The following is a 13,148-nucleotide window of genomic DNA, read 5'->3' on the forward strand; positions in this document are numbered from 1 at the left end:
GAGAGACAGGTCCCCAATCCGGCACAGGGCCGGTTTTTCATAGACCGAAGCCTGCGGGCAACTGCAAATTGCCCGCAGGCTTTTTTGCGGTTATACTTGGCTGGAAAATTCCGGAGGTGACCAAATGTCATTGACTTTTACCCCCTTGTCCATAGATATGCGGAATGATTATTCCGCCCTGTTCGATCTCTGTTCCGGCAAGACGTCCGACTATACCTTCGTCAACATCTGGGCCTGGTCCGACGAGCGGCAGTATGAACTGGCCCGTGCCCACGGCCTGTTCTGGCCCCGCATCAACCGTCCCTCACCCGTCCTCTGGGCGCCTGTGGGAAACTGGGAGACCGCCGACTGGGAGCGGATTCTGCCCGACCTTTTTCCGGACGGAGCGGAGTTTCACAGAGTGCCCGAAGAACTTGCGGCTCTCTGGTCCGAACGGTTCGGCGGGCGGATGATACTGGAGGACCAGCGTTCCGAATGGGAATACATCTACTCCGTGGAGGAGCTGATCAACCTCAGGGGAAACCGGTTCCACAAAAAAAAGAATCTCTGGAAGCAGTTCCACAAATCCTATGAATCTACCTATAAAAAACTCTACCGGGAAGACGTGGACGGCATTCTCGAGATGCAGCAGCTCTGGTGCGAATGGAAGAGCTGCGATGACATCCCCGGCCTCCGGGCGGAAAACCATGCCATCTCAAGGGTTCTGAAGAACTGGGACCGCCTTCCCGGCCTGCTGTGCGGCGCCCTCTATGTGGGGGATTACATGGTGGCCTACTCCGTAGGGGAACCCATGACGGAGGACATGGTGGTGGTCCACTTCGAAAAGGGGCTCGCCGACTACAAGGGAGTGTACCAGGCCATCAACCGGGCTTTCCTGGAGCATTCGTGCCCGGATTTCACCTGGGCCAACAGGGAACAGGACATGGGAGAGGAAGGCGTCCGGCAGGCCAAGGAATCCTACAACCCGGCCAGGTTCCTCAAAAAGTACCGCGCGGTCTGGAAAGGGTAGCCCGCCGTCATGCCCGACTGGGAAAAAAGCACCCTCTTCCGTGCCTTCCGGCACAGGAATTTCCGCCTGTTCTACATGGGCCAGATTGTCTCCCTCTCAGGGCTCTGGATGCAGCGGGTGGCCATGAACTGGCTGGTCTACAGGATCACCGGCTCCCCTCTCCTGCTCGGAACGGTGGACTTCATGACCCAGATCCCGGTCCTGCTCTTCGGCTCCTTCACCGGGGCCTTCCTCGAGGGGCGGAACCTGCGAAGGATCATCATGATCTGCCAGACCATCAGCATGCTCCATGCCCTCACCCTCGCCTTCCTGACCCTGAGCGGAATGGTGGAATACTGGCATATCCTCATTCTGGCGGCCATCATCGGCATCTCGGACTCCTTCGAGGTCCCGGCCCGGCAGGGTTTCACCATCCGCCTCGTGGAGGACGAGAAGGACCTGGGCAACGGCATTGCCCTCACATCCACCCTCTTCAACGTCACCCGGCTCGTGGGACCGTCCATCGCGGGGATGGTCATCGCCGTGGTGGGGGAGGGGATATGCTTCCTGATGAACGGCATGGCCTATTCGGCCACCCTCACCGCCCTCTTCCTGATGCGCTTCAGGAAGCCCCTCGTCACGGACCAGGTCCGCAAGAGCGTCCTCGAGGGAATGAAGGAGGGCGTCCGGTACGTTGCCTCCTTCCTCCCCCTGCGGAATTACCTCGGGGCCATTGCCCTGGTGAGCTTCTTCGCCTTCCCCTACATGGTCCTCCTTCCGGTGTTCGCCCGGGAAATTCTCGGCGGGGGGCCCCGCACCCTGGGATTCCTCATGGGAGCCACGGGGCTCGGCGCCCTGGCGGGATCCGTCCGGCTCGCCCTGAGAAAGTCCCCTGTGGGTCTCGGTAAAATCATGGCGGTGTCCTGCGTTCTCCTCGGCTTTTCCATGGCGGCCTTCTCTCTCTCCAGGGTCTTTTATCTCTCCCTGGCCCTCATGGCCTGCCTCGGCTTCTTCATGGTCTCCACCCTGGTTTCCTGCAATACCCTGGTGCAGACCCTGGTGGACGAGGACAAGCGGAACAGGGTGATGAGCCTCTTCATCGTCTGCGCCATGGGCATCACACCCATCGGGAGCCTCAATGCCGGGTGGCTGGCCACCCATATCGGCGCTCCCGCCACCCTCTTCGCCGGCGGGGCAGTCAGCCTCGTCATCGGCCTGCTGCTCCTCCGGGCGTGGCCGTCCATGTGGGCTCTCTCCGAGCCGGTCTACCGGCGGAAAAATCTCCTGTAAGCCCCCTGTGCCCGGACCCTCGGGTATAATAGGGAAGAAGAAAATACCTGATACAGGCATTCCCGGGAGGTGAAGGAAGTGGCGAAAGAACGGGTTCTCATAGTGGGGGGCGACGCGGCGGGCATGTCCGCCGCAGGGCAGATCCGAAAACTGCTTCCCGACGCGGAGATCACAGTCTACGAGCGGAGCGGTTATTCTTCCTATTCCGCATGCGGCATACCCTATTTCATCGCCGGACTCGTGGAGCCGGAAACCAGGCTCGTCGTCCGGACGCCGGAGGAGTTTCTGCAGAAGCAGAACATCGTGGTGAAGGTCCGCCACGAGGTGCTTTCTCTCGATCCTGACGGGGGCACGGTTCTGGTGAGAGACCTGGAGTCGGGAAGGGAATTCCGGGACTCCTGGGACAGGCTGCTTATCGCCACGGGGGCGAGCCCTGCCGTGCCTCCCGTTGAGGGAGCAAAAGCGGAGGGGATTTTTACCCTCAGCACCCTGGAAACCGGCATCGCAGCGAGGCGCTACGTGGACAAATTTCGGCCCCGGCACGCCGTGGTCATCGGAGGCGGCTACATCGGCCTGGAAATGGCCGAGGCCTTCGCCTGCGTCAGGGGAATGAAGGTCACCCTTCTGGACAAGTCCCCCCAGGTCATGAACACCTTTGACGCCGACATGGCGGAACTGATCGCATCCGCGATCCGTGGGATCGGAACGGCCCTCCGCCTCGGCGAAGGGCTGGTGGGCTTCGGCACCGAAGGAGGCCGGATCCGGTCGGTCATCACCGAACACGGAGAAATAGAAACGGAAATGGTCATCATGGGCCTCGGAGTTCGCCCAAACTCGGGACTCGCCGGGGATGCGGGGCTGAAGCTGTCCGTCCGGGATTCCATCTTCGCCGACGAGACCATGGCCACCTCCCGTCCCGGGATCTGGGCCGCCGGAGACTGCGCCTCCACTACCCACCTCATGACGGGGAAACCTTTCTGGGTCGCCCTGGGCACAGTGGCCAACAAGATGGGACGGGTGGCCGGAATTTCCATGGGAGGCGGCCGGGCAGCTTTCCCGGGCGTTTACGGCACGGCCATGAGCAAGCACTGCGGCCTCGAAGTGGCCCGGACCGGGCTGACGGAGAGGGAAGCGGAAGAAAACGGCTTCCGGTCCGTCTCCTCGGTCATTCGGACCAAGACCCGGGCTGGATACTACCCCGGGGCGGAGACCATGCACGTGAAGCTCGTGGGCGAGGAAGGCTCCGGCAGACTGCTCGGCGGACAGATCGTTGGAGGCCAGGGCTCGGCGAAGCGGGTGGACATCATCGCCACGGCCCTTGCGGGAGGAATGACGGTCAACAATCTTCTCGAGCTCGACCTAGGATATGCTCCCCCCTTCTCCATGGCATGGGATCCGGTCCAGATCGCCGGAAGGGAACTGCTGAAAAAAACAGGCGGGGAATGACCCGCCCATCAAGGAGGTAATTTCGTGCTGTCGGAAAAAATCGATGCAATGAAAGATGAACTTGTGGCCGCCATCCAGGAGGCCGTGCGCATCAAGAGCGTGGGAGGCGAACCTTCTGAAGGGGCTCCCTACGGGGAGGGACCGAGGAAATGCCTCGACTGGACCCTCGCCTTCGCGGAGCAAATGGGGTTCCGGACGAAAAACGTGGACAACGTGGCGGGCTGGGCCGAAATGGGCGAAGGGGACGAAATGGTGGCCCTCCTCGGACACCTGGACGTGGTTCCTGAAGGAAAGGGCTGGACGGTGGACCCCTGGGGCGGTGAGCTTAAAGACGGCATGGTCTGGGGCCGGGGTGTCCTGGACAACAAGGGGCCTGTCATAATCGGCCTCTTTGCCGCGAAGGCGATCTTCGACGCCGGGCTGAAGCTGAAGAGGAGAGTCCGGGTCATCTTCGGCACCAACGAGGAGCAGGGCAGCAAGTGCATGAAGCGCTACGTGGAACTGGGGGAAGACCTTCCTTCCGCCGGTTTCACCCCCGACGCCGAGTATCCCATCATCCATGCCGAAAAGGGCATCGTCACCTACACAGTCTCCCTTCCCTTCGCCCCGTCGGGCGAAATGAAGATAACCTCCCTCGAGGGAGGCGTGGCCGCCAATGTGGTCATGGCCGAGGTTACGGCCGTGATCGAGGACTCCAGGACCGAGTGCAGGCAGCGCATCACCGCCGCCGCGTCCGCCTGGAAGGGGCCGGAAGGCAGTTCCCTTTCCTCCGACGATGACGGCAGCAGGGTCACCCTCGTGATGAAGGGCCACCCCGCCCACGGAAGCACGCCCGAAAAGGGAATCAATGCCCTCGCCTGCCTGGCGGATTTCATGGCGGGGCTGAAGCTGAAGGGCGAGCAGGGGGAATTTTTCAGCGCGTTCTCACGGCTCGCGGGTTTCGAGACCGACGGGAAATCCTTGGGCGTCGCCATGGCCGACGAAGTGTCCGGGCCGCTGACGGCCTGTGTGGGCGTGGTGAAGGCCGAGAAGGACCGGGTTTCCTTCACCATCAACATGCGGTACCCTGTCACGGCGAAGGAAGAGGCCGTCACGGGCCCCATCGAGGAGACCTTCAGGAAGAACGGCCTGGCGGTGGAGAAGGTGTCCAAGGCGAATCCCCTGTACATGCCTCCTGAATCCAGGCTCATTCAGGCCCTCCAGAAGGTCTACACTGAAGAAACAGGCCAGGAAGCCACCCTGCTGGCCATCGGCGGGGGCACCTACGCAAAGACCATGCCCAACGTGGTGGCCTTCGGCCCCGTCTTCCCAGGGCAGGACTACACAATCCACGAGGAAGACGAGCGGTGGTCCGTGGAGGACATCATGAAGAACGCCCACATCATGGCGAAGGTACTGGTGGAGCTTGCCCAGGTACGGGAATAGAACGGGAGAAATATGAAGGGGCTGCCGCAGGGATCTTTGCGGCAGCCCCTTTTTTCGTCCTGCGGTCCGGAAGAGTTACTTCAGTTCGTAGGGCCAGGCCATGATGCCTCCCTCAAGGAGGGCCACGTCGTCGAACCCTGCGCCTTTCAGGGTCGCCAGTGCATCCCAGCCCCGGACGGAGATTTTGCAGAAGGCCACGATCTCCCTGTCCCGGGGCAGTTCGCCCGCCCGCTCCCGGAGCTTGCCGAGAGGGATATTCACGAATTCGTAGGGGATGCGTCCCTGGAGATCCAGCTCTCCCGGCGTCCTCACGTCCAGCAGCAGCGGGGGATTGGGTCCCTCCATCCGCTCCCGGAGTTCCTTTGCCTGGTAGGTTTTCACGAGGCCGTCCATCTTGTTCTTCAGGGCGTTGGCCGCGTGGGTGTTCGGATCGAGGGCCGTGGAGAAGGGTGGGGCGTAGGCGAAGTCCCCGTCCGCCAGGAGGTCCACCGTCATTCCCGAGGAGACGGCCGCCACCATGGCGTCAAGGCGCTTGTCCACCACCCCTGTACCCATGATCTGGGCGCCCAGGATGCGGCGGCTCAGCCTGTCCGCCACAAGGCGGATGGTCATGGCGCCCATGCCGGGCATGAAATGGGGCCGGTCAGGCTCTTCCACCACGATGCTCACCGGTTCGAATCCCGCCTCTTTTGCCTGTTTTTCGTCGAGGCCCGTCTTGCCTATGGTCAGGTTGAAGAGCTTCAGGATGCCCGTCCCAAGGACTCCCGAGAAGGGCGTGGCGAGCCCGGCGATATTGTCGGCGATCACCCTGCCCTGGCGGTTAGCCGTGGAGCCCATGGGCTGCCATACGGGCTTTTTCGTGACAAGGTGCCGTGTCTGGACGCAGTCGCCTCCGGCGTATATGGATGGGTCGCTCGTCCTCATCAGCTCGTCCACCACGATGGTCCCGTTGGGGGCGAGCTCCAGGCCCGCGTCCCGGGCAAGACTGGTGTTGGGGCGGATGCCCACCGCAAGGAGCACCATGTCCGCAGGAAGGGAGCGCCTGTCCGTCCTGACTCCGGTGACGACACCGCCCTCGCCGGTGATTTCCGTGACCTTCTCGCCGCCGAAGAAATCGACGCCTTTCGCCTTGACCGCCCTTGCGATCCGGAGGCCGAAATCTTCGCCCACGAGGGCCGGGAGAGGGGTGGAAAGGGCGTCCACCACCGAAACCTTTACTCCCCGTTCCGCAAGGGCCTCCACGACTTCCATGCCGATGAGCCCGGCGCCGATGATGACCGCCGTTTTTATGTTTCCCGACGAGAGGGCCGATTTCATGGCCAGAGCATCGGGCATGGTCCAGAGGGTGAAGACCCTGTTGAGGTCGCTGCCCGGTATGGGGGGGCGGATGGGGGACGCTCCCGTGGCGAGCACGAGGTTATCGTACGGAAAGTTTTTTTCTTCTCCGGTGGATGCGTCGGAGGCGGTGACGCACCTGTTCTCCCTGTCGATCCTGGTGGCGAGGCAGCCTGTGTGGACCGTGACGTTCTTCACCGTCCGGAAGAAGTTCGCGTCCCGGATGATGCCGAGGGGAGTGCAGACCAGGTCCTTGTACTCCTTCACCACGTCCCCCACGAAATAGGGGAAGCCGCACCCGGCGAAGCTGAGGTGTTCCCCCCGCTCGAGCACCGTGATGTCGAACTCCGGGGCCAGCCTGGCTAGCCTGGCGGCCGTCTTGGCGCCGCAGGCCACGCCCCCGATGATGAGCACCTTTTTTCTTTCCATGAACCATACCCCTCCTTTTGGGATAATACCACTATCCCCTATATGGTATTCTTCATGGGGGATTATGTCCAGTCGTCTTCCATCTCGTGGTATGATTCCACGTCGATCTTCCTCTCCTCGCAGAGGGCCCGCACGTCGTCCCCGGATTCGCAGGGGAATTCGCAGGCGAGACCGCAGCTGGAGGACAGTCTCCGCGGAACGGGAACCACCTTTGCCGGAATGTCCTTTTTTCTGCAGGTGCGTTCGAAGAGGAGCGCCATGCTGGTAACCTCGAAGGTGGCGATGCAGCGCAAATTCTTCACCGTCCTTTCTCCGGGGGAAGGCCGGTTCCCCGGAATGCCGATCTTTCTTTCATCCGCCGTTCCCTTTTTTGACACCCGGAAGGTATACTCTTGGAACGGTATTTCCTTCCGGAGGTGGATGGGATGAACTATGTCGCTCTTGCCGTGATACTGGTCCTTGCCTGTATTCCCCTGTTTGCGGGGTCGTCCCGCATCCGCCCCTGCTATCGGGGGTGCCACGGGTGCGGGAAGTGCATGTCCTCCCCGGGAAAGAAAAATACTTCCGGTCCCGAAGGACAGGGATAGGATACTGCCCGTTCTCTCTTTTCGCAACGCAGGCAGCCGCAGCCCCACCGCGGATCGACAGGAGGAGCCGTACAATGAATATTTTCCGTAGTCTTCGAACTATTTTGCTGCTCACGATCCTCTGCCTCCCCGGACCCGCCTCCGGGGCGGCACGGTTCTCCCTGGCCGCCGTGGGGGACGCCCTGATCCACAAGGGGGTGTACGATGCGGCGGTTATCAAGGGCGGGGGGTATGATTTCCGGCCCATGCTCCGCCTCGTGAAGAGCCGTATTGCCCCCCATGACATGGCCTTCTACAACCAGGAGACGATCCTCGGCGGCACAGAACTCGGCCTGTCCACCTACCCCATGTTCAATTCCCCCAGGGAGGTGGGGGACGCCTTCCTCGACGCCGGGTTCAACCTGGTGTCCCTGGCGAACAACCACACTCTGGATAGGGGGGAGAAGGGCGTTCTCGCCTCGCTGGAATACTGGAAAGACAAGAAGGACGCGGTGACCGCCGGAAGCAGCCTGACGGCGGAGAAGGAGAAAGAGATCCGGTTTTTCCGGGTGAACGGCATTTCCTGCGCTTTCCTCGCCTACACCACCGCCACCAACGGCCTGAAAGCCCCGAAGGGAAAAGAGCACTACGTCAGCCTCTACACCCCGGAAAAAGCGAAGACCGACGTGGTCCGGGCCCAGGAAAAAGCCGACGTAGTGATCGTCTCCATGCACTGGGGGAGCGAATATGTGTTCGCCCCCACCGCGGAGCAGAAAAAAATCGCGGAGCACCTCGCCTCTCTCGGAGTTTCCATCGTTCTCGGCCATCATCCCCACGTGGTCCAGCCCGTGGCCATGGTGAAGAGCACCCTCGTGGTCTATTCCCTCGGCAATTTTCTCTCCGCCCAGAAGGAGCTCCACAAGCTCGTGGGCCTGCTCGTCTCCCTTGACGTGGTCAAGACGGAAATGAGGGGAGAGACGCGGATATCCTTCGAGAACGTCACCGGGACGCTGCTGTACAATCCCCGGCGGTCTCCCCTCGGGCGGTACGTGGTGGTTCCCTTCGACATGCTCAGGGAGGACATCCTGAAGGACTTTCCGGCGGTGTATAAAAAGTACGCCGCCATTGTGACGGGCGGCGGAAGGGCCATCTCCATGAGGGCTCCCGCAAAGGCTCCTCCGCCGAAAAGCCGCCCGGCGGCGAAGAAAGCTCCCCGGGGAAAATGAGCCGGAAGCGGAAAGCGGGGTGCGGGGTATTTCCCGCACCCCGCTTTCCGCTTTTCAGGGAAGAAACTCTCCCGCCAGGCGCTCCCGCATTTCCGGCAGGGGAATGGAGTATTCCTCGGACAGCCTCCGGACGTCCTCGAACTCGGGGTTTGCCCTGAGGGTTTCCCCGCCGAGGCGGGCCACCTTGAACCTGACCAGGCCCCAGGAGGTCTCCCGCTCCACGATCTCATGGTCCGTCTTCAGCCGGTCCACGGGGTATTTCCGTAAGCCGAGGGTGGTGGTCTCCCGGAGGAGGATTTCCGCCAGGACTTCCTCTTTTTCGGGAAGGCAGAGGCAGCTCAGGGTCACGGCGGGGCGCCCCTTCTTCATGATCATGGGCGTCGCCCAGACGTCGAGGGCCCCCTCGGCGAAGAGCCTCTGCATCACCGGCCCGTAATACTGGGGGTTCATGTCGTCGATGTTCGTCTCGAGGACGACCCCCCGGTCCCGCCGGAAGACGTCCTCGCCGCTCCCGCCCGGAGTGTCCACGATCACGGCCCGCACCATGTTGGGGATGTCGCTGTCACGATCGCCGAGCCCCTTGCCCGATGCGAGGACTTTTCCCGCCGGCAGGGGGCCGAACTCACCTGCCAGGCACCGGACCAGGAGTGCCCCGGTGGGGGTGACCCGCTCCATGGGGGCTCCTTCGGCGTAGACGGGGATCCCCTCCAGGAGTTCCATGGTGGCCGGTGCGGGAACGGGGAGAATGCCGTGGGCGCACTTTATGGTGCCCGACCCCACGTTGAGGGGGGAGGAGACCGTCTTTTCGATGCCCGCCATCTCCACCAGGACGAAGGCGCCGATGATGTCGGCGATGGAGTCGATGGCCCCAACTTCGTGGAAATGGACATCCTCCGGGGTGGTGCCGTGGACCTTCGCCTCCGCTTCGGCCAGAAGGCGGAAGGCCGCGGCGCTCTGCTCCTTCACCCGGGGGGAGAGGGGGCTCGCCCCGATGATGGCGAGGACGTCGGAAAGCCCCCGGTGGGGGTGATCCTCAAGGTTGAGTATCGATACCTTCGTGCCGGCTATACCGCCCCTGCTTCCCCGGCTGATGGAGATTTTCAGCCGGTCATCCGCTCCCGGTCCGTGGTGATGGTGGTGATCGTGGTGATCGTGGTGATGATCGTGGTCATGGTCATGTCCGCCGCCGGGAAAGAGGACGATGCTCTCCATGGTTTCGAGGAAGGTTTTCCTGTCCAGTCCGAGGTCGAGCAGCGCTCCGAGAAACATGTCGCCGGCGATGCCGGCGAAACAGTCGAGATACAGGGTCTTCATCAGATTCCTCCGGTTTTCGCCTCCGGCCGGGTGAGGCCGTTTTTTCCCATTCTATCATTCCCGGGACAGAAAAATGGAGGCGGAGTGTGCTATCCTTACAAAGATAGTTTGTGACAAAAAAGGAGGATCCGTCCATGTCCGTTCGCCTCGAGGAGAAGATTGCGCACAGGTTTGCCGGGGATCCGTCCCAGCGGGTATTCTGGTGGAAGGGAGCCTGGGAAGATGCCGCGGAGACGGAACGGAAGACCGCCCTCTGCGCCGAAACACTCCGCCTGGGAGGATTCCAGCCGGGCAGCCGGCTCGCGGTGTTTCTGCCCAACAGCCCGCTGGTGCTCCACCTGTCCATGGCGGCCTGGCGTCTCGGAGGCACCATCGTCCCCCTGAACCCCAGAGGAGGCACGGAGTGGATCCTGAAAATACTCCATCACGTGGATCCCTTCGGCGTGGTCCTCGGTGAAGGAATGGAAGCCCTTACGGAGGCGGTCCGTGCGGAGGGGATACCTGCCGTGGAAGCGTCCCCCGACGGAACAATCCCTCCGTTCACGGGACGACGGGACCGGGCGGAACAGGATCCCGGCGTGGCGGTGATCTTCGCCACCTCCGGCACCACGGGAGCCCCGAAGGCGGTGCCCCTGACCCACGAAAACCTCTACGACAACACGAAGGGTGTCCACGAAACGGTGGAGGGGTTTGACAGGGGACGGGTTCTCATGAACGTGCTGCCCAACTTCCACTCCTTCGGCTATACCGTCTGCGGCGTCCTGCCCCTTGTCTGGGGACTCCCCGAGGCTCTTCTGCCCGGCTTTCTTCCCCTGAAGAACCTCTTCGAGGGACTGAGGGAATCACGGACGGGCATTCTCATCGCCGTTCCCACCATGCTTCCCTTCCTTCTCGGCGTGGCGTCCAAGGGGGAGTCCCTGCCCCCGGAGCTGCGCTATATCCTCACGGGCGGGGGCAAGCTGGATCCGGGCCTTGAAAAGCGCTTCCGGGACCAGCTCGGCGTCATCACCTTCGAGGGGTACGGCCTGACGGAATGTTCTCCCGTCGTTTCGAGCAATCCCAGCGATGCCCTCCGGAAGACCGGCACGGTGGGGCCCGCCCTGCCGAGCTACTCGGTGGAAGTCCGGAACAGCGAAGGAAAGGCCCTCCCGAGAGGGGAAGAAGGCGTCCTCTGGCTGAAGGGCCCCTCCGTCGCCCGGGGATACTTCAGGGATCCCGTCCTCTCGGCGGAGCGCTTCAAGGACGGCTGGCTGAACACCGACGACATGGTGCGGGTGGACGAGGACGGATACATCACCATTCTCGACCGGGTGTCGGACATGATCATCGTGGGCGGATTCAACGTCTATCCCCAGGAGGTGGAGACGGTGATCAAGGAACTTCCCGGCATCAGGGAAGCGGTGGTCATCGGCGTGGAGAATCCCGTCAGCGGAGAAGTTCCGGTGGCCTTCATCATCAGGGAGGAAGGGGCCGAGCTCGAGGCCGGAACGGTGATTTCCCACTGCAAGGAGAAAATGGCCCACTTCAAGGTGCCCCGGAAAGTCCAGTTCGTCACTGAACTGCCTCTTTCTGCTGTGGGGAAAGTTTTGAAACGGAAGCTCAGGGAACAGATGGTGCGGGAACGGTAGAACAAAGCGACGAAAAGTCAGCCTCCCCGGAGCTCCGGGGAGGCTGACCGGCCTGCAGGGGCAATGGTTCAGTAGATCTCGATGTCCATGTCGTGGGAGGCTTTTTTGTCGTTGGAGCGGTCGGTAGCGACAAAGCCCAGGGTGTATTTTCCCGGGGGAAGCTCCGCCAGGTCGATATTCACCGTGAAGAAAAAGTCCCTCCAGGGGCTTTTCACGATAAGGTCGGAAGTCACCACGTCTTTCTGCTCGATACCCACGTTTCCCTTGTCGTCCTTCACCAGGAGGTCGAGGCTGAGGTGGACCTCGTAGGCGTTGTCCTTCTTCAGGTTCTGGAAACCGTCGATTTCGAGGTAGACCGAGATCCTTGACCCCTTCTCGAAGCGGGAGGACTGCTCCTCGGTGTACATTCCATATCCTTTCACTTCCCTGACGAAAAGTCCCTTCAGAAAGGAAAACTCCGAAGCTGAGGCAGCCAGGGGAGGAAGTGCTGCGAGGAAAAGAGGAAGCAGGAAAAGGACAATGCAAAGCCCCGCAAGGACCGTTCCCGGCCGGGAAGGAAGGCGGCGCGATCCGGGTGCATGGTTCGGCGAAAGCGTCACTATTGAACAACCCCCTAAATGAATATATAAAAGACCTTATGCATTATAGTCTATTTTACCGCAGGAGGTCGAAAGTAATTTAACTTCAGGGGCCCCTGGGGAAGGCAAATGAGCCCTGAGAACCAGCGAAAGGAAGTACTAAATGAGAAAAAAATCACCTGAAGTGGCATCAAACCAATTCCTGGATCTTGATTCCGACTGGGACGACGTTCTCGCACCCGGCACCGGGGACAGGAGCCACCGCCCTTCCGGCAAGGACAGGCTTCGGGGGCATTTCGACGGGGCTTCCAGGGGGAACCCCGGTGAAGCCGGGGCCGGGGCTGTGCTTTTCGATGAATCGGGTGCCCCCGCCTGGGAGTGCGCCCGGCCCCTGGGCAAGCGGACCAACAACGAGGCGGAATACCTCGCCCTTCTTCTGCTGCTCGAAGAAGTGGAGCGCCGCGGAATTTCCGCCGACATCCTGGGAGACAGCCAGCTCGTGGTGAACCAGGTGACGGGCCGGTGGAAGATCAACGAACCCAGGCTGCGAGAGCTTGCTGACCGGGCGATGGATCTGCTGAGACGGACGAAAAGCAGCATATCCTGGGTTCCCAGGGATCAGAATGCCGCGGCGGACCGTCTTTCCAACATCGCCCTCGACGGTCCGAAGGAACCGCCCCGCTCCTCCCGTGAACGCCCCGCTTTCGACCCTGACAGGCTGGAACGGGTCACCGATTCCATTCTCATTGCCCACGGAACGGAGGACTACGCGGTGGACCTTCTTCACAGGGCATGCACCTGCCCCGCCTTCCAGCGGTCGAGACAGTGCAAGCACCTGGATGCGGCACTTGTACGGTTTGGAAAATAAGCCCTTTTACGCATCAGCCTCCCCTTTCTTTCTGTTATGCTGTGCCAAGAAATAG

The 13,148-nt window shown here is 61.8% G+C and carries 12 protein-coding genes; 8 read left to right on the top strand and 4 right to left on the bottom strand.

Translation table 11 applies throughout. The features are described from left to right. Positions 1-124: 124 nt before the first annotated feature. From C8D99_RS05640 to pepV, 4 genes are all read left to right on the top strand, one after another. Positions 125-1,009, top strand: coding sequence for a DUF2156 domain-containing protein (locus C8D99_RS05640; RefSeq protein WP_133957148.1), 885 nt, complete (start codon positions 125-127; stop codon positions 1,007-1,009). 9 nt (positions 1,010-1,018) lie between these two features. Further along, entirely contained in the window at positions 1,019-2,278 is a 1,260-nt protein-coding gene (locus tag C8D99_RS05645) for an MFS transporter (protein WP_133957149.1), read from the top strand. 78 nt (positions 2,279-2,356) lie between these two features. Then, complete coding sequence (locus tag C8D99_RS05650) at positions 2,357-3,724, top strand: FAD-dependent oxidoreductase (protein ID WP_133957150.1); 1,368 nt, start codon at positions 2,357-2,359, stop codon at positions 3,722-3,724. 24 nt (positions 3,725-3,748) lie between these two features. Then, positions 3,749-5,149, top strand: coding sequence for a dipeptidase PepV (gene pepV / locus C8D99_RS05655; protein WP_133957151.1), 1,401 nt, complete (start codon positions 3,749-3,751; stop codon positions 5,147-5,149). Between the two features lie 75 nt (positions 5,150-5,224). Here the strand turns inward: pepV and C8D99_RS05660 are convergent, their stop codons facing one another. Both C8D99_RS05660 and C8D99_RS05665 read right to left on the bottom strand, forming a co-directional pair. Next, positions 5,225-6,913 (bottom strand): FAD-dependent oxidoreductase, encoded by a 1,689-nt coding sequence (locus tag C8D99_RS05660; protein ID WP_133957152.1) that lies wholly within the window; start codon positions 6,911-6,913, stop codon positions 5,225-5,227. Between the two features lie 62 nt (positions 6,914-6,975). Then, complete coding sequence (locus C8D99_RS05665; protein WP_338024413.1) at positions 6,976-7,290, bottom strand: putative Se/S carrier protein; 315 nt, start codon at positions 7,288-7,290, stop codon at positions 6,976-6,978. A 48-nt stretch (positions 7,291-7,338) separates the two neighbouring features. On the opposite strand from C8D99_RS05665, the gene C8D99_RS15155 reads away from it, so the two are divergent. Both C8D99_RS15155 and C8D99_RS05670 read left to right on the top strand, forming a co-directional pair. After that, the gene (locus C8D99_RS15155) at positions 7,339-7,500 is read left to right on the top strand and encodes a hypothetical protein (protein ID WP_166670025.1); all 162 of its coding nucleotides are present in this window, start codon (positions 7,339-7,341) and stop codon (positions 7,498-7,500) included. Positions 7,501-7,574: 74 nt separating this feature from the next. After that, positions 7,575-8,705, top strand: coding sequence for a CapA family protein (locus C8D99_RS05670; protein WP_133957153.1), 1,131 nt, complete (start codon positions 7,575-7,577; stop codon positions 8,703-8,705). Between the two features lie 54 nt (positions 8,706-8,759). On the opposite strand, the gene larC is transcribed toward C8D99_RS05670, so the two are convergent. Beyond that, positions 8,760-10,019, bottom strand: coding sequence for a nickel pincer cofactor biosynthesis protein LarC (gene larC, locus C8D99_RS05675; RefSeq protein WP_133957154.1), 1,260 nt, complete (start codon positions 10,017-10,019; stop codon positions 8,760-8,762). A gap of 134 nt (positions 10,020-10,153) precedes the next feature. Between larC and C8D99_RS05680 the strand changes: the two genes are divergently transcribed. After that, a complete protein-coding gene (locus C8D99_RS05680) occupies positions 10,154-11,647 on the top strand; it encodes an AMP-binding protein (protein WP_133957155.1) in 1,494 nt (497 codons plus the stop codon). Positions 11,648-11,715: 68 nt separating this feature from the next. Here C8D99_RS05680 and C8D99_RS05685 read toward each other — a convergent pair whose 3' ends face one another. Continuing rightward, on the bottom strand, positions 11,716-12,246 hold the full coding sequence (locus C8D99_RS05685) for a hypothetical protein (RefSeq protein ID WP_133957156.1): 531 nt from the start codon (positions 12,244-12,246) through the stop codon (positions 11,716-11,718). Positions 12,247-12,409: 163 nt separating this feature from the next. Here C8D99_RS05685 and C8D99_RS05690 point away from each other — a divergent pair, with 163 nt between their 5' ends. Continuing rightward, positions 12,410-13,093 (top strand): ribonuclease HI family protein, encoded by a 684-nt coding sequence (locus C8D99_RS05690; protein ID WP_243833840.1) that lies wholly within the window; start codon positions 12,410-12,412, stop codon positions 13,091-13,093. Positions 13,094-13,148 lie beyond the last annotated feature (55 nt).

The sequence above is a fragment of the Aminivibrio pyruvatiphilus genome (assembly GCF_004366815.1).
Lineage (GTDB): Bacteria > Synergistota > Synergistia > Synergistales > Aminobacteriaceae > Aminivibrio > Aminivibrio pyruvatiphilus.